Raw genomic sequence first — 23,599 nt, forward strand, 5'->3', positions numbered from 1 at the left:
TTTACCGGGGGTTGATTCAACGCTTGAGGCCTTAGCCATATAAAGCGTCGGTTTTTAAGGGTTGCGGATAGTAACGCTTCGCCGGGGTAAATGCAAAGCTTCCGGACGAAAGCACTGGTCTGAGCAAATGGGTGGGATTATCATGCCTTCCTTCATTCATCGTCAGGCCGAAGGCCATCTGCCCATGCGTGTTCTGGGACTCGAAACGTCCTGCGACGAAACAGGTGTCGCACTCTTTGACAGCGAACGTGGACTTTTGTCCGATGCGCTATTCAGTCAAATCGATTTGCATCGTGTTTATGGTGGGGTAGTGCCTGAATTGGCCTCCCGTGACCATGTAAAACGAATGCTTCCTCTTATTAATCAGGTATTGGCTGAGGCAGGCAGCAAGCCGGCCGATGTCGATGCCATTGCCTATACGGCCGGTCCGGGCCTGGTCGGTGCGCTGCTGGTAGGCGCCTCCTTTGCCCAGGCGCTGAGTCTGGCATGGGGTGTTCCGGCGTTGGGGGTTCATCACATGGAAGGCCATTTGTTGGCGCCCATGCTGGAGGAGCAGCCGCCGGAATTTCCGTTCGTCGCCTTGTTGGTGTCTGGTGGCCATACGCAGCTTGTACGGGTGGACGGTATCGGCCGTTATCAGCTTCTGGGCGAGTCGGTAGACGATGCTGCGGGGGAAGCCTTTGACAAGACTGCCAAGCTCCTGGGGCTCGGTTATCCAGGCGGGCCGGAGATTGCTCGACTTGCGCTCAATGGCAATCCTGATCGCTTTGTCTTTCCGCGTCCGATGACAGACCGGCCTGGTCTGGATTTCAGCTTCAGCGGTTTAAAGACTTTTGCTCTCAACACTTGGCAGCAATGCGAGGCGGCAGGGGATAACAGTGAGCAGACGCGTTGCGATATCGCCTTGGCCTTTCAGCGTGCGGTCGTCGAGACGCTGACGATCAAGTGCAAGCGTGCCCTTAAGCAAACAGGCCTCAAGTCTCTGGTAATTGCTGGCGGTGTCAGCGCCAATACTGCGCTGAGAACTTCGTTGGAGACCATGCTCAAGGAGCTACGTGGGCATGTCTTTTACGCCCGCCCACGTTTCTGTACGGACAACGGCGCCATGATTGCGTATGCCGGTTGCCAGCGTCTGCTGGCCGGTCAGCAGGATGGTCCCGCCATTCAGGTGCAGGCGCGTTGGCCAATGGAGCAGTTGCCGGCGGTCTGAGTAACGTCAAGGGCGTGGTCTGGCAAATCTTTTGGGACAAAAGCTGTCACGCTCTCTAGAAGTGACGTTCTCGTCCTGCCAGCAAGGCTTTGAGATTGGCACGGTGGCGAAGCACGATAAGGATGGTCAGCGCGAGCAGAGGCAATAACGCGGCATGTTGTTGCCAGGCAATAAGCGGCAGGCACAGCAACGTGGCGGCCAGTGCAGCCAGGGAGCTGATACGGGTCATTGCGAAGACGATTCCCCAGATGCCAGCCGCCAGCAATGCAGCCCAGGGATACAGGCCTAGCAACATACCGGCCGCTGTGGCGACGCCTTTGCCGCCGCGAAACTGAAAGTAGAGCGGATAGACATGGCCCAGTACTGCTGCCAGACCGATCCAGGCCTGCTCGACCTCTGACAGGCCCAGGGTACGTGCCAGGAGAATAGGGACGAGGCTTTTGCTCAGGTCGCCTAGTAATGTCAGGATGGCAAGGCGCTTGCCACCAAGACGAAACATGTTGGTTGCACCGGGATTGCCTGATCCACTGGTTCTGGGATCGTTAAGACCAAAGGCGCGGCTGAGCAGGACGGCAAACGATACGGAGCCGAGCAGGTAGGCAAAAGTGGCCAGCAACCAAACCATAATGATGTTCCCGGAGGGGCAGTCCCTTCAGATTCTAATGGGAATCTTCGTCTGACCGCGATACGGTGGCTGGGCTTTTCAAATAATGCGCATATGGGCGCTGGAGAGGGTCGTGGACAAGGTATTCATCGAGGGACTGGAAGTTGACACCGTTATTGGTGTGTATGACTGGGAGCGCGAAATTCGTCAATGCTTGCGTCTGGATGTCACCATGGCTTGGGACATTCGTCCTTCCGCCGAGAGCGATGAACTGGACAAGACGTTGAATTACGCCGCGGTGGCAGAACGTATTACAGCGTTCGCCCAGCAGTCGAGCTTCCAGTTGGTCGAGACGTTTGCCGAGCGCCTGGCCAGTCTCTTGATGCAGGAGTTTCAATTGCCCGGGTTGCGGCTGAAGATTACCAAGCCGGGTGCCGTACCGACGGCGGCAGGGGTTGGTGTGGAGATCGAGCGCGGATGTCTCTGACCACGGTATACCTGGGCCTTGGCAGCAATACCGCGCGTGAGCAGCATCTGACGGCGGCACTGGAGGCCTTGTCCGCCTTATGCGGAGAGCTGGCATGCTCTCCCGTTTTTGAAAGCGAGGCCGTGGGTATCAAGAGCGAGCCGTTCTTCAACCTGGTCGTCAAGGCCCAGACAGAATTGTCCCTGGCTGACTTGATTGTTCGCTTAAAGCACATCGAGGCTGATAATGGCCGATACGCGGCAGATCGTACCGGTTTGCCGCTTGATATCGACATTCTGACCTATGGCGATCTCGTAGGAAACCTGGATGGGCTGATTCTGCCGCGGGCAGAAATTCTCAAGAATGCCTTTGTGCTTTGGCCGCTCTCGTTATTGGCCGCCACAGTTAGGCATCCTGTCGATGGCCGTGATTACGCTTCTCTTTGGGCTGCGATGCCCAAGGTCCAGCGTTTATGGCCGGTACCGTTTACATGGCGTGGACAGGCATTGACGCCAGCCACGCTGTGTCAGGCCTTTCCAGCAGAATAGTCACGGCAATACGCCTCGATGGCCTCGAGGCGCGACTGCTTCAAAGCCTCCCCAAGTTCGGCGCCTTTAAGTCCTTTCTCCAATAAAGGTTGTACTGTTACTGCGCGTGCAGCCTGCGCAACCGAGCGCATGTAATTTGCCTGCGCATAGGGGAGTGCTGCGTCATAGTGGTCCATTTCACAGGCTTGAAGGAACTCCTCGAAGCGAGCCGGCCGACGGAACAGGTCGAAGCACTGGAATAGCGCCAGAAGCGCTGTTGAACTCAGCTCGGCTGCACGCTGGACGTGCGGGTGATACTGGCTGACCAATAACGCCAGCTCACTGCAGTCACGCGGCAACTTGAAGCGGTTATTGATGGCTTCGATCGTGTCGGTAACTTGGTTTGACTCGTGTTGATCGCCCTTCACCTGCATGAGTAGACATGACCAGCGTATGGGAAGGGGTTGCTTATGACTGGCGCATTGGCGCAGTACCCGCAAGGTATGGCTGGTAGACGGATCGGCATCGGCTTTGAGCAGGGAGTCGATCTCGGGTATCAGTACAGCCAGCGCACCACAGACATGCAGGGTCTGAATGAAAACATCCGGCCTTGACTCCATCAGCGCCCGGGAGATTTCTTTCCACATGCGCTCGGGTGTCAGGGCGTCCAGTTCACCGCTGGTCGCCATGCGCTGCATCAGCTCAAGGGTCTCCGGAGCGACATTGAACCCAAGCGGAGCATAGCGGGCCGCAAAACGAGCTACGCGCAGCACCCGCAATGGGTCCTCCATGAACGCTGGGGACACATGGCGCAGCAGACGTGCATGTAGATCCTTCAGGCCACCATAGGGATCAATCACGTGGCCCGCTTCGTCTTCTGCCATTGCGTTGATGGTCAGATCGCGGCGGATGAGATCGTCTTCCAGGGTGACGTCCGGGTCTGCAAAAAAGGTGAAGCCGCCATAGCCACGACCGCTTTTACGTTCAGTACGCGCCAGGGCGTATTCCTCGCCGGTCTTGGGATGAAGGAAGACGGGAAAGTCCGCACCGACGGGGCGAAAACCCTGAGCGGTAAGCTCTTCAGCGGTACCTCCGACAACAACCCAATCGACTTCCGTAACGGGCTGCCCTAGCAATCGATCCCGGACCGCGCCACCCACCTTGTATATCTGCATGCTTCACCTCCTGAAGGCAGCAGGATAACGATGAAGTAGGTAAACGCCAAAAAGGATATAAAGAAACAAGGCCTCACAGGAGGCCTTGGATTTAGATGGGCGAGATAGCGATGTCGGTACGCCGAGGGTTAAGGTCCCGGTGGCCGTCCCGGGGAGGAACGTGCTGGGTGCTGACGATCTGATCGCCCTGAGCGGTTTCAAGGTGAATGTCAAAGCCCCATAAGCGATGCAAGTGCTTGAGTACCTCCTCGGTAGAATCGCCCAGGGGTTTGCGATCATGCTGGGTATGCCGCAACGTGAGCGAGCGATCACCGCGACGGTTAATATTCCAGATCTGGATATTAGGCTCACGATTGCCCAGATTGTACTGGGCTGCCAGCTGCTCACGAATCAGGCGATAACCCCGATCATCATGAATTGCCGCGACTTCCAGCTCATCACGGTGATCATCGTCCAGAATGCTGAACAGCTTGAGATCCCGGATAACCTTGGGCGACAGAAACTGAAGGATAAAGCTTTCGTCCTTGAAGCTCTTCATCGCGAACGTAACGGTAGAGAGCCAGTCGCTGCCTGCGATATCCGGGAACCAGCGCTTGTCTTCTTCGGTAGGATTCTCACAGATCCGGCGAATATCGCGGAACATGGAAAAGCCCAAGGTGTAAGGGTTGATGCCGCTGTAATAAGGGCTGTCGAAGCTTGGCTGGTAGATCACGCCTGAGTGGGACTGCAGGAACTCGAACATGAAGCCATCGGTTACGAGGCCTTCATCGTAGAGATCGTTGAGCAAGGTGTAATGCCAGAAGGTTGCCCAGCCTTCATTCATTACCTGCGTTTGCCGCTGCGGATAGAAGTACTGAGCGATCTTGCGCACGATCCGGATAACTTCACGCTGCCAAGGCTCCAGTAACGGAGCATGTTTCTCGAGAAAATAAAGAATATTTTCCTGAGGCTCAGAGGGGAAGCGCGCATCCTCTTCGTGTTTATCCTTGTCGCCCATCTTAGGGATGGTACGCCAGAGATCATTTACCTGGCGCTGCAGGAGTTCCTCACGCTCCTTTTGCCGACGGCGCTCCTCTTCAGCGGAAATGGGATAGGGCCGCTTGTAGCGATCCACACCATAATTCATGAGCGCATGGCATGAATCGAGGAGGTCCTCTACCGCATCGATGCCATGGCGTTCTTCGCATTGCGTGATGTACTGCTTGGCGAACACCAAATAATCGATGATGGAACTGGCGTCTGTCCAGGTCCGGAACAAGTAGTTGCCCTTGAAGAAGCTGTTATGCCCATAACAGGCGTGGGCAATTACGAGGGCCTGCATCGTGATGGTGTTTTCCTCCATCAGATAGGCGATGCAAGGATCCGAATTGATCACGATTTCATAGGCCAGGCCCATCTGCCCGCGCTTATAATGCTTTTCGGTATGCAGGAAGTGCTTACCATAAGACCAGTGGTTATAGCCGATAGGCATGCCAACAGATGCGTAAGCGTCCATCATCTGCTCGGCTGTGATAATTTCAATTTGGTTGGGATAGGTATCCAGGGCATAGCGCTTAGCGATACGACCGATTTCCCGGTCATACGTCTGTACAAGCTCAAATGTCCATTCCGAGCCGGTGGAAATAGGCTGACGCTTCATGACACAAGCCTCCGCTGGAACAGTTCACGAAACACCGGGTAAATATCGGCAGCCGATACGATCTGCTGTTGCGAAAAGGACTCGGGAAACGCCCCGCGCACCTGTTCGTATTCGTACCACAAGGCCTGATGTTCCCGTGGCGTGATCTCTACATAAGTGTAGTACTGCATGAACGGCAGTATCTGGCGGACTAGGATATCCCTGCAGATAGGCGAGTCGTCATTCCAGTTGTCACCGTCCGAGGCCTGCGCGGCATACAGGTTCCACTCGTTGATGGGATACCGCTCCGCCATGATTTCCTGCATGAGCTTCAATGCACTGGACACAATCGTGCCGCCCGTTTCACGGGAATAGAAAAACTCCTCTTCATCCACTTCACGTGCGCTGGTGTGGTGACGAATAAACACCACATCGATTCGCTCGTAATTACGCTTGAGAAACAGATAGAGCAGGATGAAAAAGCGCTTGGCGATGTCCTTGGTCGCCTGAGTCATCGAACCGGAAACGTCCATCAGACAGAACATCACTGCCTTTGAGCTTGGCGTAGGCTGTTTGCTCAACAGGTTGTACTTGAGGTCAAAGGTATCCAGGAACGGGACCTTATCGATCCGGGCGCGCAGACGCACAATCTCGGCTTCGAGCGCCTGGATATCAGTGATGTTGTCCGGCTCCTCGACACGCAGGCGTGCAAGCTCTGCCTTGACTTCGCGCAGCTTGTTGCGGCTCCCGCCCGACAGAGCAATTCGCCGGGCATGAGCGGAGCGTAAAGTCCGGATGATATTGATGCGCGACGGATTCCCTTCGCTGCTGATACCAGCACGTACCGTCTTGAACGTGTCGCTGCCGGTCAGCTGTTTTTTCACCAGATTCGGCAGTTCAAGATCCTCGAACATGAAGTCGAGAAATTCGTCCTGGGTAATCTGGAACACGAAGTCATCCATGCCTTCGCCGCTGTTGCTGGCCTTGCCTTGGCCTGCGCCGCCACCACCGCCTCCTTGGGGGCGCGGAATGCGGTCTCCTGAAGAAAATTCCTTGTTACCGGGATGAACGGTCGTTTGCTTGCCGCCACGACCGTGATGCAGCACGGGCTCATCAATGTCGCGGCCAGGAATACTGATTTGCTCGCCATGCTCCATATCGGTAATGGAACGGCGGCTCACGGCCTCTTCGACCGCCTTCTTGATGTGCTCGCGGTAACGCCGCAGAAAACGTGTACGGTTTACCGTGCTCTTATTCTTGCCATTCAAACGCCGGTCGATGACATAACTCATAGACGCCCTCCGGGCTCGGAAATGGAGCAGTCCGCGGTCCTACGATAGGCTTGGCATATTGCGATTTGCCTACCGCCGGACAGGTCACGGCAGAGCACGGTCACGCCGTCTCTGCCTGTGACGATACGACTGCGTTCTTTACTGCGATTTCCGTACCCGCAGATACCACTCGGACAGCAACCGCACTTGCTTCTCGGTATAGCCACGCTCGACCATGCGAGTCACAAAGTCGTTGTGTTTTTGTTGGTCCTCCTTGCTTGCCTTGGCGTTGAAGCTGATAACCGGCAGGAGATCCTCGGTGTTCGAGAACATCTTCTTCTCGATGACCGTGCGCAGCTTCTCGTAAGAGAGCCAGCTGGGATTCTTGCCATTGTTATTGGCACGCGCGCGCAGCACAAAGTTGACGATCTCGTTGCGGAAGTCTTTTGGATTGCTGATGCCTGCCGGCTTCTCGATCTTCTCCAGCTCCTCGTTTAGCGCCGCGCGATTGAGAATTTCACCTGTTTCCGGGTCACGGTATTCCTGATCCTGAATCCAGAAATCGGCGTACAACACGTAGCGGTCAAAAATGTTCTGTCCGTATTCGCTGTACGATTCAAGGTAGGCGGTTTGAATCTCCTTGCCGATGAACTCGACATAACGAGGTGCCAGGTATTCCTTGATAAAGCGCATGTAGCGCTCGCGGACTTCTGCCGGAAACTGCTCCTGCTCGATCTGCTGCTCAAGCACATACAGTAAATGAACAGGGTTGGCTGCAATCTCATTGGCATCAAAGTTGAAGACACGGGAAAGAATCTTGAAGGCAAAACGGGTCGACAAACCGTTCATGCCTTCATCGACACCTGCTGTATCGCGATACTCCTGAATCGACTTGGCCTTGGGATCAGTGTCCTTCAGGTTTTCACCGTCGTATACCCGCATCTTGGAGTAGATATTCGAGTTCTCAGGCTCTTTCAGGCGTGAAAGTACAGAGAACTGCGCCAGCATTTTGAGCGTATCGGGCGCGCAATGAGCTTTGGATAGAGAGCTGTTGATGAGGAGCTTGTCGTAGATCTTCATCTCATCCGAAACACGCAGGCAATACGGGACCTTAACGATGTAGATACGGTCGATGAAGGCCTCGTTATTCTTGTTGTTACGGAAGGTATGCCATTCTGATTCGTTGGAGTGCGCCAGGATGATCCCACTGTAGGGCAAGGCACCCAGACCTTCGGTACTGTTGTAGTTGCCTTCCTGAGTTGCGGTCAGGAGTGGGTGCAGCACCTTGATAGGTGCCTTGAACATTTCTACAAATTCCATCAAGCCTTGGTTGGCTCGGCATAAAGCGCCTGAGTAGCTATAGGCGTCTGCATCGTTTTGCGGATATTCCTCGAGCTTGCGAATGTCGACCTTGCCGACAAGCGCGGAAATGTCCTGGTTGTTCTCATCGCCTGGCTCGGTCTTGGCGATAGCGATCTGGTTGAGGATGGAGGGGTGTAGCTTTACAACACGGAACTTGCTGATATCTCCGCCGAACTCCTGCAATCGCTTGGCTGCCCAAGGCGACATGATGCTGCGCAGATAGTGGCGAGGAATGCCATAGTCCTCTTCAAGAATCTGGCCATCTTCATCAGGATTGAATAGGCCCAGCGGAGATTCAAAGACCGGAGAGTCCTTGATGGCATAAAACGGAACACGCTCGATCAGCTGCTTGAGCTTTTCCGCCAATGATGATTTACCACCCCCTACAGGACCCAGGAGATAAAGGATTTGCTTTTTCTCTTCGAGGCCTTGGGCAGCATGCCGAAAATACGAAACGATCTGCTCGATGCAATCTTCCATCCCGTGGAAGTCTGCAAAAGCAGGGTAACGACGGATCACCTTGTTGGAAAAGATGCGCGAAAGGCGCGGATCGCTGGCGGTATCTACCAGCTCCGGTTCACCAATGGCCATGAGCATGCGCTCAGCGGCACTGGCATAGGCAGTACGGTCCTTCTTGCAGATCTCAAGATATTCCTGAAGGGAATATTCTTCCTGACGAGTCGCTTCGAAACGCCCCTGGAAGTGACTGAAAATGCTCATGACGTCTCCTCGCTGGATACCCTCGAGCCGGCTGGGATCGGTCGTACGCGTGCACGGAAAACAGCAACAGTCGACGGAGCAACCGTTTGGAATTCCCCCGAACACCTAATGGTCGTACCGATGGCCCGCCGGAAATCCGGCTCCCTGAATGGGAAGGCCTAATCCAAGAATAGTCCGATTATGGAGATGTGGAAGCCCCTCTTTAGACTTATGTGTAACGGGATCGTCAAAAGCGTGTGCTAAGCACTTGAAGGATCAATCAAAACGAGCCGCTTTCCGTCTCGTCGGGATATACGCTTCGCCAGACTTCGAAGCCGCCATCGAGGCTGTAGACTTCGCTGAAACCCTGCTGGGAAAAAAAAGCGGCAGCGCTCTGGCTTGAATGACCGTGATAGCACACGACAACCAGCGGCTGATCCATATCGGCCTGGGCCATGAAGTCGGGCAGGGTCTGGTTATCGATCCGCTGAGAGCCCGCAATATGCAGGGTGGCGTAGCTATGAGGGTCGCGGATATCCACAACTGTTGCGCCACGCTGGCGCAGCTCCAGCGCCTGTTCAGGATCAATGCAGTGAAACTCGCTCATCTTTAGTCTCCTTCCTGGCAGGCGCAACTGTGGCGCTCGCCGGTATCGACATTTAGTAAGGTCATTTTGTTGCCCCAGACACAGCCGGTATCCAGCGCAAACACGCCCGGCTCATCGCAGCGGCCTTCAAGTGCCGCCCAATGGCCAAAGATCAGCCGATGCTGACGCGTTAGACGACCAGGATGGCTGAACCAGGGGGCATAGCCGTCAGGCGCACTGCCGGAGGCTTCCTTGGTTTTCAACTCCAGCGTGCCGTCCGGTGCGCAGAAACGCATGCGCGTCAGGTAGTTGGTAATAACGCGCCAGCGAGTAGCACCCTCCAGGCTCTCCTCCCAGAGTGCCGGCTCATTGCCGTACATACCGTCTATGAACTGTGGAAAGTGCTCATCATCCCGCAGAACAGTTTCTACTTCCTTGGCCAGGGAGAGTGCCTTCTCCAGCGTCCACTGCGGCGGCAGACCAGCATGAACCAGAATCGTATCGCGCGGCTCATCGTAATGAAGAAGCGGCTGCTGGCGAAGCCAGGAGAGCAGCTCGTCGCAGTCTGACGCCTTGAGGATCTTGCGCAGCGTATCGCTTTTCTTCATGCGTTCGGGATGGAGCGAAACCGCCAGAAGATGAAGGTCATGGTTGCCCAGTACGGTGACGATGGATTCCCGCATGTCATACAGGAAACGCAGCGTTTCCAGTGATTGCGGGCCACGGTTGACCAGGTCACCAACCAGCCAGAGACGGTCCTGCGCAGGATCGAAGTCTACTTCTTCGAGCAGGCACTTGAGCGGGTCAAGGCAACCTTGCAAGTCGCCAACGGCATAAAGCGTCATCAGTGTAAGGAACCTGGAACAGCGAGGCGGAAGGGCGCAATAACGGCATCGAAGGTATGGCCGTCACTGGCCTCCATCTGATAACTGCCACGCATACTGCCTACGCGGGTTTCGAGCACCGTACCGCTGCTGTATTGGTGCGTTGCTCCTGGTGCGAGTACAGGCTGTTCGCCTACCACGCCAGCACCGCGCACCTCCTGGGTCCGACCATTGCCATCGGTAATGATCCAGTGGCGTGCATGCAGCTGTGCCGGCAGGCTGCCCTCATTGGTAATGGTGACGTCATAGGCGAAGGCGAAGCGATTCTGCGCCTCCTGAGACTGCTCCGGCAGGTAGCGTGTGGAAACAGCCACTTTAATGGAATAGCGTGGGTCGGACACTGAGGCTGACCTCTTAAATATTCAGGTTATTCAGATGACCTTAGTTGCTCTGTGGCTGATCTGCCAAGGCATTGGCCAAGCGGACAAAGGCTGCGATATCGAGTTGCTCGGGGCGTAGACCCGGCTCAACGCCGGCAGCCTCGATGGCATCACTGTTCATGAGACTCTTGAGTGTATTGCGCAGAGTCTTGCGGCGCTGATTGAACGCTTCACGTACGACTCGCTCAAGCATCTTTGGATTTTTAGCGGTATACGGACGTTCGGTATGTGGAGCAAGGCGCACAATGGCCGAATCCACCTTGGGTGGAGGATTGAATGCACCAGGGCCTACATTGAACAGGTGCTCAACGCGGCAATGGTATTGAACCATGATTGACAGACGTCCCCAATCGCCGCCGCCTGGCTCTGCTGCCAGCCGCTCGACGACTTCCTTCTGCAGCATGAAGTGCATGTCGGAGATAACGTCTGCATGGTCCAAAAGATGGAAGATCAATGGAGTGGAAATGTTGTAGGGCAGGTTGCCCACGACACGCAGCTTCTCGCCACTAACCAGTTCGGCAAAATTGAACTTGAGGGCATCACCCTGATGGAGGGTGAACTGGGGGTTCAGGCCAAACTTTAGCTTGAGCAGGGGGATAAGATCCTGGTCAAGCTCTATGACATCCAGCGTTGCGCCACTGGACAGTAGTCCTTCCGTGAGCGCCCCTTGGCCAGGGCCGATTTCCAGCAGATGTTCACCTGCCTTTCCATTGATGGCGCGCAGGATGCGGTGGATGACGCCGGCATCATGAAGAAAATTCTGTCCAAAACGCTTGCGCGCCTTGTGTTGATAAAGCTCAGTCATTGATATGTGTTTCGGCCATTTGATAGGCCGTCTCCAGGGCAACGCTCAGGCTGCCGGTATCGACTTGGCCCGTTCCGGCCAGATCTAGGGCGGTACCATGGTCGACCGATGTACGAATGATCGGTAGGCCTAAGGTAATATTGACCGCGGCACCAAAGCCTTTGTGCTTGAGCACAGGCAGGCCCTGGTCGTGATACATGGCGAGCACGGCGTCGCAGTGATCAAGGTATTTGGGTGTGAATAGTGTATCAGCTGGCAAAGGGCCTATCAGTTCAAGGCCTTCTTCACGCAACTGCTCAAGTGCAGGCTCGATGATCTCGATCTCTTCCCGGCCCAGGTGTCCGCCTTCGCCGGCGTGGGGATTGAGGCCACAGACCAGAATTCGCGGCTTCGGAATACCGAATTTCTCTTGCAGGTCAGCCTGAAGTATCCGCGCTACACGCTGGACACGCTCGCCAGTGATGGCGTCCGCCACTTCACGTAAGGGCAAGTGCGTAGTGACAAGAGCCACGCGCAGGCCCCTTGTTGCCAACATCATGACAACCTGCGGAGTATGGGTCAGGTCGGCAAGAAATTCGGTATGTCCGGAGAACGCAACGCCTGCTTCATTGATCACGCCCTTGTGAACCGGTGCGGTAATCATGCCGGCAAAGTGGCCATTGAGGCAGCCCTGCGCGGCCCGAGTCAGGGTTTCCAGAACATAGTGACCATTGGCAGGACTCAATTGGCCAGCCACCACGGGTGCGCCTAGTGGTGTGTCCCATACATAAAGCGCCCCGGCGTTAGTGGGCTCTACAGGCCAGTCAGATGGCGTAACGCTGATAAGGGAAATTGAGAGGCCGAGCTGCTGGGCTCGCTCGGCAAGTAGAGACTGGCTGGCAATAGCAATAAGAGGGTAGGGCTGAGGATGCTGAGCAAGCAGCAGGCAAAGGTCCGGACCGATGCCTGCTGGCTCCCCGGGCGTCAAAGCAAAGCGCTTTGGCCCTATCACTTTTTGATTTCCACGTAAGCCTCGTCGCGGATCTGACGCAGCCACAGCTGCAGCTCCTGATCGTACTTGCGGTTACGCAGAAGGTTGAGGGCTTGCTGTTGACGAACCTGCTCGCTGTTGTCCGTAGCGCGACGACCCAGGACTTCCAGAATGTGCCAGCCATATTGCGTACGGAAAGGCTGAGACAGCTGGCCTGCAGAGGTGCTGTTCATGACCTCGCGGAACTCAGGTACCAGAGACTCCGGGTTGATCCAGTTCAGGTCGCCACCGTTAAGTGCCGAACCGGGATCTTCCGAAAAGCTCTTGGCCAGTTCGGCAAAGTCTTCACCACCCTCGATGCGCTCACGCAGACGTTCCGCTAGACGACGTGTCTCCTCGTCGCTGCGAATTTCGTTTGGCTTTAGCAGAATATGGCGGACATGAACTTCGTCAACCACCGAGCTTTCGCCGCCACGCTTCTCCTCAACCTTGAGGATGATAATACCGCCCGGTACACGAGCAGGCTCAGTGACGTCACCTGGCTTCATCGAGCTGATCATCTGATCGAAGGGAGGTGGAAGCTGGGCGGCTTTCCGCCAGCCTATCTCACCGCCATCCAAGGCGTTATCGCCAGCCGAGTTGGCAATGGCAAGTTCGCCAAAGTCAGCACCCTGACGAGCCTTGTTATAGATCTGCATGGCCTTTTGGCCAGCAGCCTGGATTTCACTGGAAGAAGCGCTATCCGCCACAGGAATCAGAATATTGGCCAGGCGGTATTCTTCTGATAGCTGAATGCGGCCCAAATCGGAGTTCAGGAAATTCTGCACTTCCTGCTGACTGATTTGAATGCGCTGGGCTACCTGACGCTGCCGTACGCGACTGATAGTCAACTCACGACGTACCTGGTCGCGAACATCGTCATAGGTCAGGCCATCCTGAGCCAGCGCCTGACGAAACTGAGCCACGCTCAGTCCGTTGCGCTGAGCGATTGTGGCAACCGCTTGGTTGAGCTCGTCTTCCGAGATACGAATGCCGCTACGCTCAGCGATCTGCAGCTGTATGTCTTCCAAAATCAGCCGTTCCAGTACCTGATTTTCTACAGCGCTGTCGGGCGGTACTTCGCCGCCCCGCTTGGCAATGTTCTGCTTCACCTCGGTCAGGCGCTGCCTGAGCTGACTCTCCATCACCACATCGTTGTCTACAATGGCAACCACTCGGTCCAGCGGTACCACGGCAGCATGGGCCATTGAGCTGATAGTCAGCGCTACACCTAGAGCAAGTGGGCGCATGGCGTTACATAGCTTGGTCTTCACGTTCACGATAGCCTTGAATGCCTTTATCCAGGAAGCCTTCGGTCTTACCACCAAAGACGTTGCCGAGCCCTTTCAGGACGATCTGCAGGAAGACGCCGCGGTCAGACTTGGATGTTTGTGAGCTATAGAAAGCATCATCATCCGTATCGACCCAGTAGCGGTTGATCAGACGCAGCTTCCAGCAGCAGCTGTCATATTCGAAGCCGCCAAAGGCCTCGAGTGTACGGCTCTTGTTGTAGTCGAATTGCCAGCGGGCAATGGCGGACCACTGCGGAACGATCGGCCAGATCACTGAGAAATCATGCTGATTGACTTTGTACTCATCGCTACTGTAAGCAAAACGGCCTAATCTAGGATTATAAACACGGGTGTTATTACGGTAGCGATAGCCTGCGTTGACAATCTTCCGCGGATCGCTTTCCGGCTGGTAATGGAACATTACGCTGCCAGAGTCCGTGTGGTTGATGGTCGGATCCCAATTGAACTCACCATTGACACGCCAGTCGCGATTAAAGCGGTATATACCGGCTAACGCATAAGGCGAGCGCCAGGAGTCAGCCTGAGGGTTATCGACGTCCTGGCCAACGCTGCGGGCGTAGGCAATATCATCTTCCGTCAAACCTGGCAGCTGTACGCGGCGATCGCGGAAATAGAACAGCTGGCCAAAGCTGACATTGGCTCGCTCGAATCCATTTGGCTCGATGAGTCGAGAGGTTGTGCCCAAAGCCAACTGATTGGCATCGCCAATCCGGTCTCTGCCTGTGAAGCGATTATCGCGCCACAGGGAGTCATAGCTGAAGGTATATTCACTGGTATCGAATACCGGGATGTCATCCTGATCCTTGTATGGGACATACAAGTACTTGGCACGAGGCTCCAGAGTCTGCTTGCCACCCTCACCGAACAGATTGGACTCACGATCAAAATAAAGACCGCTATCGATGCTGATGATCGGGACGGAGCGGCTTGGGCTGCCATTAAAGCTTTGCAAGGTGGAGCCAGAGAACCGTCGGCGACTAGCTGATAACGGAGAGTTCAGATCGTTTTTGCCTTGGGCGTCAAGGTCCAAGTCGTACCGGGTGTAGGCGTACCGAGCAGACGGCGTCAGATAGCCCCAGCTGGCATTCATTGGCAGAGAAATACTAGGCTCAGCATGGATACGATCGCCTTCAGCCCGCGTCAAGCCAAACAGTCTCACATCAGGGCGAGAGCGACGATTGATTTCGTTACCGTTTTCGTCTAGGTCAAAGTAAGTTTTGTCATCCAGGCTGCGTTCAAATCGAACAAACTCAGTACCATAGGTAAACTGCAGACCGCCTGGGTTGTAAGGCAGGCGCCCATCCAATGTGAGTTGTGGCAGGCGGTTATACGGTGTCACGTCGGATACCGTAGCGAGCTGGTAAGCCTGTGCGTTCAAGCGCGCCGTATAGGTATCACCACGGTACGTCAGTTGGCCCTGCTGGTTGACGTAGGTGGGTTTGCTGATGCCTAGATCGGTATCCAGATCCTGGAAGTAATACGGATCGCTGATCTTGGTGTAGTCGACTTCTGCCAGCCAGCGGGAGTCCAGGCCTGTGCGGTTTTTCCAACCGTACAGCCAGCGCCTGTCCGTTGCTTCCGGCATGCCTTCATGATCATTTTCCTGATCGTTCAGGTACGCCGCGCTGATCTGACCTTCGCTGCTGCGTGTCAGATAACGGAACTCACCTTCCATCATCAGGCCGCGCTTGGTCATGTAGCGTGGGTACAGAGTCGCGTCGTAATTGGGCGCCAGGTTGAAGTAGTAGGGCGTTACGACGGTTAGACCGTTATCGCTCGACGAGGCAATGGTCGGCGGCAGGAAGCCTGACTGACGACGATTATCGATCGGGAAATAAATGAACGGTGTATAGAGGACCGGGAAGTCCTTGACGCGCAAGGTCGCGTTGGTGGCATAGCCCAGGCCGGTCGCGGGGTTCAACGTAACGTTATTGCCCTTGACGGTCCATGAGTTGCTGCCCGGCTCGCATGTCGTATAGGTACCGTCTTTTAGACGGATAATGGCGTCTTCGCCGCGCTTGACATACAGCGCGCTGCCCCGAATGCGGCTCTGGTGCACAACGTATTCGGCGTTATCCACCTGAACGGCGCCGTTGTCGAGTTGCACTTGAGCATTGTCGCCCACCACGAGCATGCCATTGTCACGGAACTTGACGTTACCGTTCAGCTCGCCCCGGTTGTCAGTCCGATGCAGGTTGGCCTCATTCGCCTCGACCTGCATGTGACCTTGCCGCAGGATTACATCACCTGCGAGGGTGGCGGTTTGAGTCTCTTCCTGATAGCGAGACACCTTGGCGGTGACGTACGTCGGCGATTCGCTCATCGGCGTTTTGTCATTCATGCCGGGGCGCTGTGGCTCGACATAGGCGCCCGAGCAGTAGGGGCCTGTTTCCGCCAGCTGCGCAGGGGTCAGCTTTTCACGCGGCACCCAATCCAGATGGCTATAGTCCGCGCTTCGGGAAGCAAGGCCTCGGCCTTCGCTCTCGGTGACCAGCGTCTTCTCCGGCTCTCGGGCGGCTGCGGTCTGCGGGCCATCGCCTGCACTGACAGCCGACTCCGTATGAGCTGGGCGGGGAGGCACATTACTCGTGGCCTCGGTAGTATTACACGCCCAGCCGCCTGTGGCGGAAGGAGCGCAGTTGAACTGCTGGGCTGCCGGAGCAGCAAGAACGGAGGTCAGCGGCTGAAAAGCCAGCAGACTGCCAGTAACCAGCAAGGGAAACTTTCTGCGAAACGCGGGGGATTTCACGGCCATCCTTAAAGTTATCCTGCGCGCCATCGGCCCGGAAACGGACCGCAGGCCTCTCGATGGGCTCAAAAAGATATCGGATAATAAAGCATGACCTGCGCAACGGCTAGGGCCGAGGGAAACCGTTATAAATGTCTGAAGATGTTCGCTTTACCCAACTCTGTCAGTGGCTGGACGCGTGTCTGCCTGAATTGTTCAATAAAAAAGGCTGGGGAGCGCCTGGAGAAGGCGAGCTGACCCCCGCCAGTAGCGATGCAAGTTTTCGTCGTTATTTTCGCTGGGAATGTGACGGCCGTACCCTGATCGTTATGGATGCACCACCTCCACAGGAAGACTGCCGGCCGTTTGTGCATGTGGCCGCGCTACTGGCCGAGGCCGGTGTGCATGTGCCGGAAATCCTGGCTCAGGATATAGAACAGGGCTTTTTACTGCTGGATGATCTAGGGCGGCAAACATACCTTGACGTACTGACATCCGATAATGCCGACGCGCTTTTTAATGACGCTTTGAATGCGTTATTGACCTATCAGGTTCTTCCGACGGAAGGTCATCTGCCAGAGTACAACCGCGCCCTGTTAGCACGTGAGCTACAGCTATTTCCTGACTGGTATGTCCGCTACGTTCTTGATCATCGCCTCGATGCGGCGCAACAGGACGCGTGGGAGTCGGTCTGTGAGCTGCTGATTGACAGCGCACTGGCGCAGCCGCGCGTCTTGGTGCATCGCGATTACATGCCGCGCAACTTGATGGTCAGTATGCCAAATCCGGGTGTCCTGGATTTTCAGGATGCGGTATACGGCCCCATTACCTATGACGTGACCTGCCTTTTCAAGGATGCCTTCCTGAGTTGGCCGGAGGAGCGTGTCAGAGGGTGGATCGAAACTTACTGGACCCGTGCCCGGCAGCAAGGCTTGCCGGTTGGCGAGGATTTTGAAGATTTTTACCGAGCCAGCGACCTGATGGGCGTACAACGACACCTCAAGGTCATCGGGATCTTTGCGCGCATTTGCCATCGAGACGGCAAGCCCAAGTATCTGGCTGACGTGCCGCGTTTCTTCGCCTATATCGAGGCGGTTATCGCGCGGCGCCCTGAACTCGCGCCTTTGAAGGCCTTGCTCGCCGAGCTTCGGGAGGCCTCTACCGTATGAAAGCCATGATTCTTGCGGCAGGGCGTGGAGAGCGGCTTCGCCCGCTTACCTTGCATACTCCAAAGCCTTTGGTTAAAGCATGCGGTGTACCGTTGGTCGAATACCAGATTCGGGCTTTGAAGGCGGCTGGTTTCAACGATTTTGTTATCAATCATGCGTGGCTGGGGCGGCAGATAGAAGACTACCTGCAAGATGGCTCGCGGTTAGGCGTCAGTATCGTGTACTCGCCTGAAGGTGAGCCGCTGGAAACCGGCGGCGGCATCTTCAAGGCGCTTCCGCTGTTAGGTAAAGAGCCTTTCCTGGTGGCTAATGGCGATATCTGGACGGATTACGACTATCGGCCGTTACAGCTGACCGCCGGTGATTTAGCGCATCTGATTTTGGTCGATAACCCTCTTCACCACCCTGAAGGGGATTTCTTTTTGAGTAATGGACGCGTGGTTGAAGCTGGCGAGGCTTGCGACAGGTTTACCTACAGCGGTATTGCAATACTGCATCCCGATCTATTTCGCACCTGCGAGGCAGGCGCCTTCAAGTTGGCGCCTGTACTGCGCGCAGCCATTGCAGAAGGGCGTGTCAGCGGGACGCTGCATACCGGTCGTTGGGTCGATGTAGGAACCCATGAGCGGCTGGCAGAAGTCGAGCAACTGATCGAGGCGAGCGCCTAGTGTTCTGGCCATGGCCTTTAACGCTGTCCGGGGCGCTTACCGGCTGGGCAGCAGCTGATCTTTCTGGAGCATTGCTGGGTGCAATGTTAGGGCATGCGGCCGAGCGTAAGCTGGGACTCACCTCCTGGTCTGCGCTGCGCCTGCGGCTGGGGCAGGTTGGTTTTGAGCATCAGCTCTTGTTTGAACTGCTCGGCCATCTGGCCAAGGCAGGGGGGCAAGTGTCGACGGCACATATTCGCCAGGCTGAAGGTGAAATTAAGCGATTGGGTTTGGACGTTGAGGGCCGCCGCCGTGCAATCGCTGCGTTCAATCAGGGTAAAACGGCAGTTCGCTCGGCTCGTACCCGGCTGGCTGCAGCGGAAAGTCAGGCTGAAATTATCATTCGTGCCTGTTGGCGAATGGTATGGGTGAACGGCAGCGTCCGGCCTGGTGAGCGGGACCTGATCCGGCAATGGGGATTGTGGGCCGGGCTCTCACAAACGCGAGTAGATGAACTGCAGCCCATGCGGTCAGCGAAGAAGCCGCGGGCAAACAATGGCTATAAAGAGGCTTTGGCGCTGCTAGGGGTAAGCGAGAGCAGCGATAGCAAAAGTATCAAGCAAGCCTATCGGCGATTGCTCAGCAGGCATCATCCCGACAAGGTTCAAGGTGCCGGCGCCAATAAATATGTGGTTCAGGAGGCAGCGGAAAAAACCGCTGCCTTGCACGCAGCCTATCGGCTTATCAAAGAACGGCATGGCTTTCGTTAGTGCGCAGGCTGCTCTCCACCGCCTGCCGCTATGTGTGTGCTAAGCCAGCCTCGCACACGACGATACAACTGTTCCTGCTCATTGGAGGGGTCGCCGGGAATCGTCTTTAGGGCAACCTGGGTGTAATCGCTGGCCTGTTCCCGCTTGGCAGCCTGGCGGCGCTGCTGGGCCGAGGCTTGAGCGATCGAAGACTGGTTATGATAGAAGTCGCCTGTTGCTACCTTGAGCTTGGGCACGATCGCATCCAGATTTGAGCCCGAATTAATCGGTGCCTTGCCATCAATGATAATCAAGTGATGAAGCTCGCTGGGCTCTCGTTCAGCGAGGTAGCGAGCTGCCCAATAGGCTCCGGTACCGTGACCGAGCAGAATCACCTGCTTGGAGCCTCGCTGTAGCGCAAAGTCGATTCCGGCCGCCAGTCTAGCCATGACGCCCTCCGCATAGGCATCCTGCAATGCTTTGGCATCCGAGGGTGCCTTGCCTGCCTGTGCGGGTTCGCCACTACCTATTTCAGCCTGGGTTTCAGGTGTTGGTGCGGTGCCGGTCACACCTTCTACGGGTGTGGGGGACGCACCCTCTGCAGTGGATGCATCGGCATCGGCAGGAGCAGAAGTCGCCCCATTGGCGTTACGCGGCAGTGGAGCCTGGTTTTGCGGGTCGGGCAGGGTCAGACTAAGTGTCTGCCAACCTTCGTCGGGCAATTTTTGCCTGAGTGGGCTGATGGTGTTGGGCCAGTCAGCGGACTCGCCATCGCCCGGTATCAGGACGATCGTTCCCTGAGGCTGGGCAGTATTGGCAGGTTTCCATAACGCCAGGAATTGCTCGTTGCCCGCCGTCAGGGTCTGCTGCTCGCTTTTGGGGAGCGTGCGCTCTAGCGCCTGCGCAGTATCCTGACTGCGTCCAATCGGAGCTGCTCGTTCGGCAGCAGGGGCTGGCGGGGTAGTAGCTTCTTCGGCAGAGGCATTGTTGGCCATGCCAAGAGCAATCAGCAGCAGGGTCTTGTTGAACACACCGGGTCGGCTAAACATGAAGTGCACTTCGTCCTGTCCAGAATGGGCGGAAGACTAATCACCTTTGGTCATGCTGTCATGGGCGATGTCTACCGCGGCACGCAAATAAGAGGCATCTACTTGCACTGACCGCCACAAGCGGCAAGTGTGCCCTGCAAGATGTGCTGTGCAAGACAGCAGCGGGGAGAAATGCCGGTTGTCAGCTCTCTAATGCATGAATGCCCAGCCGCTGCATTGGGTACAATGCCGCTTTCCGCTGACTTGCCTTGAGGCTTTTCCATGCAACCTTATGCTATCGCTCCGTCGATCCTCTCCGCTGACTTTGCCCGTCTGGGTGAAGATGTAGACAAGGTGCTCGCAGCGGGCGCCGATATCGTCCATTTCGATGTTATGGACAACCACTATGTGCCCAATCTCACGATTGGCCCCATGGTCTGTTCGGCGCTACGCAAGTATGGCGTGACGGCGCCTATCGATGTGCATCTGATGGTCAAGCCAGTGGATCGTATTATCGGTGATTTCATCGAGGCGGGCGCCTCGTTCATCACCTTTCACCCCGAGGCTTCAGAGCATATCGACCGCTCACTGCAGCTCATTAAGGCAGGTGGTTGTAAAGCAGGGCTGGTCTTTAACCCGGCGACGTCCCTGGACTGCCTGAAATATGTCATGGACAAGATCGACATGGTGTTGCTGATGAGTGTGAATCCGGGCTTTGGTGGCCAGAAGTTCATTCCGAAAACACTCGACAAGCTGCGCGAGGCACGTGAGCTGATCGATGCCTCCGGCCTGCCGATTCGTCTGGAAATTGATGGCGGCGTCAACGTTTCCAACATCGGTGAAATCGCACGTGCCGGTGCCGATACGTTTGTTGCGGGCTCCGCCATCTTTAATGCGCCGGATTATGCAGAGGTCATCAAGACCATGCGTAATGAGCTGGCCAAGGCACGTGCGGTATGAGTCAAGGCGTGCTGGAAACCTTGTTTGATGGAGAGCAGCCACGGCTGATCATGTTTGATCTGGACGGCACGCTTCTCGATTCAGCCCCAGATCTGGCCGCAGCGGTTGATGCCATGCTTGAAACGCTAGGTCGACCCCCTGCAGGGCTGGATAAGGTCAGGCTGTGGATTGGCAATGGAGCCCGTGTGCTGGTTCGTCGTGCCTTGGCGGATCAGATGGAGCACAGCCACATCACGGAGGCTGAGGCAGATGAGGCACTGAGCCTTTTCATGTCTCTTTATGGGGGCAGCCACGAGCTCACGGTCGTGTACCCCGGCGTTCAGGAAGCGCTGGCGACGCTCAAGGCCAAAGGGATTGCGATGGCCGTCATTACCAACAAGCCGGAGCGCTTTGTTGGCCCACTTCTGGATGACATGCAGTTGGGCGATTTTTTCTCATGGATCGTAGGAGGGGATACGTTACCTCAACAAAAGCCTGATCCTGCCGGGCTCCTCTATGTCATGGGCAAGGCGGGTGCCAAGCCTGACGACGCCTTGTTCATTGGCGATTCACGTAACGATATCCGTGCTGCACGGGCCGCCGGAGTGCGCTGCGTCGCGATGACCTATGGCTACAATCATGGTCAGCCCATAGCTGATGAGTCACCTGACTGGCTACTGGACGACCTTAGGCAGTTACTGGCTTAGCGATAAAATGCCACACTCGCTATGGCAAAGAGGTTGATTCAGCGAGTTGCCTGAGCTAGTGTGGCCGTATTCCTATCTACCCGGCGAAGAGATCGAATCGTGGTGGTCACCTGCAAACTGTGGATGAAGGTCATCAAGGCCCTGGCGCGTTGGCGCTGGCGCGCCTGACTCATTCCTGGCCGGCATGCCCGGCGCGTTTTGCACCTGACCTTTACCCTCCACGAGGCTGATCATGACCCGCGAAGAATTCCTGCGTTTGGCCGCTGCCGGCTATAACCGTATTCCCCTGACATTCGAAACCCTGGCTGATTTCGACACGCCGCTGTCGCTTTATCTCAAGTTGGCCGATACCACCAATACGTACCTGCTTGAGTCTGTCCAAGGTGGTGAAAAATGGGGTCGCTACTCCATTATCGGGCTGCCCAGTCGCACCGTACTGCGAGTCTATGGTCACCAGGCCACGATTCATGAGGGCGATGAGGTCGTCGAAACCGTTGAGGTCGAGGACCCGCTAGCGTTTGTCGAAGCATTCCAGCAGCGCTATCGCGTGCCCACACTGCCTAACCTTCCGCGCTTCAATGGGGGCCTGGTCGGCTATTTCGGTTATGACTGTGTCCGCTATGTCGAAAAGCGCCTGGGTGCCTGCCCCAATCCTGACCCGCTGGGCAATCCCGATATCCTGCTGATGGTATCTGATGCTGTCGTGGTGTTCGATAATCTATCTACCAAGATGCATGCCATCGTGCTGGTCGACCCGGCCGATGAAAATGCCTACGACCAAGGCAAGGCGCGCCTGGATGAATTACTGGAGCGCCTGCGTCAGCCTATTATGCCGCGCCGTGGACTCGACTTTAGTGCGCCTCAGGCGCAGGAACCCAAGTTTCGAGCCAGCTTTACTCAAGCGGATTACGAACAGGCGGTTGTCAAGATCAAGGACTATATCCTGGCCGGGGACTGCATGCAGGTCGTGCCTTCCCAGCGGATGTCCATCGATTTCAAGGCCGCCCCCATCGATCTCTATCGCGCGCTACGCTGCTTCAACCCAACCCCCTACATGTACTTCTTTAACTTTGGTGATTTCCATGTTGTGGGCAGTTCACCGGAAGTCCTTGTTCGAGTAGAGGAAGGGCTGGTAACGGTTAGACCTATCGCCGGAACGCGTCCACGAGGAGCGTCTGAGGAGCAGGATCTTGAGCTCGAAAAAGATCTGCTCAGTGATGAAAAGGAAATTGCCGAGCATCTGATGCTGATCGATCTGGGTCGTAATGATGTTGGCCGCGTATCGTCGACCGGCTCGGTCAAGCTGACCGAAAAAATGGTGATCGAGCGTTATTCCAATGTCATGCACATCGTGTCCAACGTGACCGGCCAGCTCAAGGACGGTCTCAATGCCATGGATGCCCTGCGTGCCATCCTGCCGGCAGGTACGCTGTCCGGCGCGCCGAAGATCCGCGCCATGGAAATCATCGATGAGCTGGAGCCTGTCAAGCGAGGTGTCTACGGCGGTGCCGTAGGATATCTGGCCTGGAATGGCAATATGGATACTGCCATCGCGATTCGCACTGCCGTCATCAAAAACGGTGAGCTTCATGTTCAGGCCGGTGGGGGCATCGTTGCAGACTCTCAACCTGCTGCGGAATGGGAAGAAACGATCAATAAACGTCGTGCGATGTTCCGCGCGGTTGCACTGGCTGAACAAACTTCTACGACTTCGCGTACCTGA

Annotated in this window: 21 protein-coding genes and 1 pseudogene; 9 read left to right on the top strand and 13 right to left on the bottom strand. The window is 56.0% G+C overall.

What is annotated here, in order from left to right:
- Window positions 1-184: 184 nt before the first annotated feature.
- A complete protein-coding gene (tsaD, locus tag JQR86_RS01830; protein WP_026004189.1) occupies window positions 185-1,210 on the top strand; it encodes a tRNA (adenosine(37)-N6)-threonylcarbamoyltransferase complex transferase subunit TsaD in 1,026 nt (341 codons plus the stop codon).
- Between the two features lie 55 nt (window positions 1,211-1,265).
- On the opposite strand, the gene plsY is transcribed toward tsaD, so the two are convergent.
- Window positions 1,266-1,835 carry a glycerol-3-phosphate 1-O-acyltransferase PlsY gene (plsY, locus tag JQR86_RS01835; protein ID WP_010795987.1) on the bottom strand — a complete coding sequence of 190 codons (570 nt, stop codon included), beginning with the start codon at window positions 1,833-1,835 and terminating at the stop codon, window positions 1,266-1,268.
- A gap of 112 nt (window positions 1,836-1,947) precedes the next feature.
- Between plsY and folB the strand changes: the two genes are divergently transcribed.
- Both folB and folK read left to right on the top strand, forming a co-directional pair.
- Window positions 1,948-2,301 (top strand): dihydroneopterin aldolase, encoded by a 354-nt coding sequence (gene folB, locus JQR86_RS01840; protein ID WP_010795986.1) that lies wholly within the window; start codon window positions 1,948-1,950, stop codon window positions 2,299-2,301.
- Window positions 2,292-2,828: a 2-amino-4-hydroxy-6-hydroxymethyldihydropteridine diphosphokinase gene (folK, locus tag JQR86_RS01845; protein WP_010795985.1), complete on the top strand. Its 537-nt coding sequence runs from the start codon at window positions 2,292-2,294 to the stop codon at window positions 2,826-2,828. Before folB ends, folK begins: the two co-directional genes overlap by 10 nt.
- On the opposite strand, the gene JQR86_RS01850 is transcribed toward folK, so the two are convergent.
- The 11 genes from JQR86_RS01850 to JQR86_RS01900 form a co-directional block, all read right to left on the bottom strand.
- Window positions 2,807-3,982: a multifunctional CCA addition/repair protein gene (locus JQR86_RS01850; RefSeq protein WP_407362429.1), complete on the bottom strand. Its 1,176-nt coding sequence runs from the start codon at window positions 3,980-3,982 to the stop codon at window positions 2,807-2,809. The genes folK and JQR86_RS01850 overlap by 22 nt on opposite strands.
- A 91-nt stretch (window positions 3,983-4,073) precedes the next feature.
- Entirely contained in the window at window positions 4,074-5,621 is a 1,548-nt protein-coding gene (locus tag JQR86_RS01855) for a SpoVR family protein (RefSeq protein WP_286788973.1), read from the bottom strand.
- Window positions 5,618-6,892: a YeaH/YhbH family protein gene (locus JQR86_RS01860; protein ID WP_010795982.1), complete on the bottom strand. Its 1,275-nt coding sequence runs from the start codon at window positions 6,890-6,892 to the stop codon at window positions 5,618-5,620. The genes JQR86_RS01855 and JQR86_RS01860 overlap by 4 nt, the downstream gene beginning before the upstream one ends.
- 138 nt (window positions 6,893-7,030) lie before the next feature.
- A complete protein-coding gene (locus JQR86_RS01865; protein WP_010795981.1) occupies window positions 7,031-8,953 on the bottom strand; it encodes a PrkA family serine protein kinase in 1,923 nt (640 codons plus the stop codon).
- A gap of 259 nt (window positions 8,954-9,212) precedes the next feature.
- On the bottom strand, window positions 9,213-9,539 hold the full coding sequence (gene glpE, locus JQR86_RS01870) for a thiosulfate sulfurtransferase GlpE (protein ID WP_010795980.1): 327 nt from the start codon (window positions 9,537-9,539) through the stop codon (window positions 9,213-9,215).
- Window positions 9,540-9,541: 2 nt separating this feature from the next.
- The gene (locus JQR86_RS01875) at window positions 9,542-10,363 is read right to left on the bottom strand and encodes a symmetrical bis(5'-nucleosyl)-tetraphosphatase (protein WP_150346480.1); all 822 of its coding nucleotides are present in this window, start codon (window positions 10,361-10,363) and stop codon (window positions 9,542-9,544) included.
- Complete coding sequence (gene apaG / locus JQR86_RS01880; RefSeq protein WP_010795978.1) at window positions 10,363-10,743, bottom strand: Co2+/Mg2+ efflux protein ApaG; 381 nt, start codon at window positions 10,741-10,743, stop codon at window positions 10,363-10,365. Before apaG ends, JQR86_RS01875 begins: the two co-directional genes overlap by 1 nt.
- Before the next feature lie 40 nt (window positions 10,744-10,783).
- A complete protein-coding gene (rsmA, locus tag JQR86_RS01885; protein WP_407362427.1) occupies window positions 10,784-11,587 on the bottom strand; it encodes a 16S rRNA (adenine(1518)-N(6)/adenine(1519)-N(6))-dimethyltransferase RsmA in 804 nt (267 codons plus the stop codon).
- Entirely contained in the window at window positions 11,580-12,575 is a 996-nt protein-coding gene (gene pdxA / locus JQR86_RS01890; protein WP_122044713.1) for a 4-hydroxythreonine-4-phosphate dehydrogenase PdxA, read from the bottom strand. Before pdxA ends, rsmA begins: the two co-directional genes overlap by 8 nt.
- The gene (locus JQR86_RS01895) at window positions 12,575-13,870 is read right to left on the bottom strand and encodes a peptidylprolyl isomerase (RefSeq protein WP_026004190.1); all 1,296 of its coding nucleotides are present in this window, start codon (window positions 13,868-13,870) and stop codon (window positions 12,575-12,577) included. The genes pdxA and JQR86_RS01895 overlap by 1 nt, the downstream gene beginning before the upstream one ends.
- Window positions 13,851-16,664 (bottom strand): LPS-assembly protein LptD, encoded by a 2,814-nt coding sequence (locus JQR86_RS01900; protein WP_407362426.1) that lies wholly within the window; start codon window positions 16,662-16,664, stop codon window positions 13,851-13,853. The genes JQR86_RS01895 and JQR86_RS01900 overlap by 20 nt, the downstream gene beginning before the upstream one ends.
- A 125-nt stretch (window positions 16,665-16,789) precedes the next feature.
- Here JQR86_RS01900 and JQR86_RS01905 point away from each other — a divergent pair, with 125 nt between their 5' ends.
- Genes JQR86_RS01905 through JQR86_RS01915 form a run of 3 tightly spaced genes read left to right on the top strand, consistent with a single transcriptional unit; the run spans window position 16,790 to window position 19,223 of the window.
- Window positions 16,790-17,806, top strand: coding sequence for an aminoglycoside phosphotransferase family protein (locus tag JQR86_RS01905; RefSeq protein WP_286788975.1), 1,017 nt, complete (start codon window positions 16,790-16,792; stop codon window positions 17,804-17,806).
- The gene (murU, locus tag JQR86_RS01910) at window positions 17,803-18,474 is read left to right on the top strand and encodes an N-acetylmuramate alpha-1-phosphate uridylyltransferase MurU (RefSeq protein ID WP_286788976.1); all 672 of its coding nucleotides are present in this window, start codon (window positions 17,803-17,805) and stop codon (window positions 18,472-18,474) included. Before JQR86_RS01905 ends, murU begins: the two co-directional genes overlap by 4 nt.
- Window positions 18,474-19,223 (top strand): DnaJ domain-containing protein, encoded by a 750-nt coding sequence (locus JQR86_RS01915; protein ID WP_074826831.1) that lies wholly within the window; start codon window positions 18,474-18,476, stop codon window positions 19,221-19,223. The genes murU and JQR86_RS01915 overlap by 1 nt, the downstream gene beginning before the upstream one ends.
- On the opposite strand, the gene JQR86_RS01920 is transcribed toward JQR86_RS01915, so the two are convergent.
- Entirely contained in the window at window positions 19,220-20,251 is a 1,032-nt protein-coding gene (locus JQR86_RS01920) for an alpha/beta hydrolase family protein (RefSeq protein WP_286788978.1), read from the bottom strand. The two genes, JQR86_RS01915 and JQR86_RS01920, sit on opposite strands and share 4 nt — an antisense overlap.
- Before the next feature lie 261 nt (window positions 20,252-20,512).
- On the opposite strand from JQR86_RS01920, the gene rpe reads away from it, so the two are divergent.
- The 3 genes and pseudogenes from rpe to trpE all read left to right on the top strand — a co-directional run bounded on the left by rpe (window position 20,513) and on the right by trpE (window position 23,599).
- A complete protein-coding gene (gene rpe / locus JQR86_RS01925; RefSeq protein WP_122041487.1) occupies window positions 20,513-21,190 on the top strand; it encodes a ribulose-phosphate 3-epimerase in 678 nt (225 codons plus the stop codon).
- Window positions 21,187-22,044, top strand: a pseudogene (locus JQR86_RS01930) (phosphoglycolate phosphatase). The gene rpe and the pseudogene JQR86_RS01930 overlap by 4 nt, the downstream one beginning before the upstream one ends.
- A gap of 64 nt (window positions 22,045-22,108) precedes the next feature.
- The gene (trpE, locus tag JQR86_RS01935) at window positions 22,109-23,599 is read left to right on the top strand and encodes an anthranilate synthase component I (protein ID WP_434154226.1); all 1,491 of its coding nucleotides are present in this window, start codon (window positions 22,109-22,111) and stop codon (window positions 23,597-23,599) included.

It is taken from the genome of Pseudomonas sp. JZ134, from assembly GCF_051027695.1.
In the GTDB taxonomy this organism is placed as follows: domain Bacteria; phylum Pseudomonadota; class Gammaproteobacteria; order Pseudomonadales; family Pseudomonadaceae; genus Chryseomonas; species Chryseomonas luteola.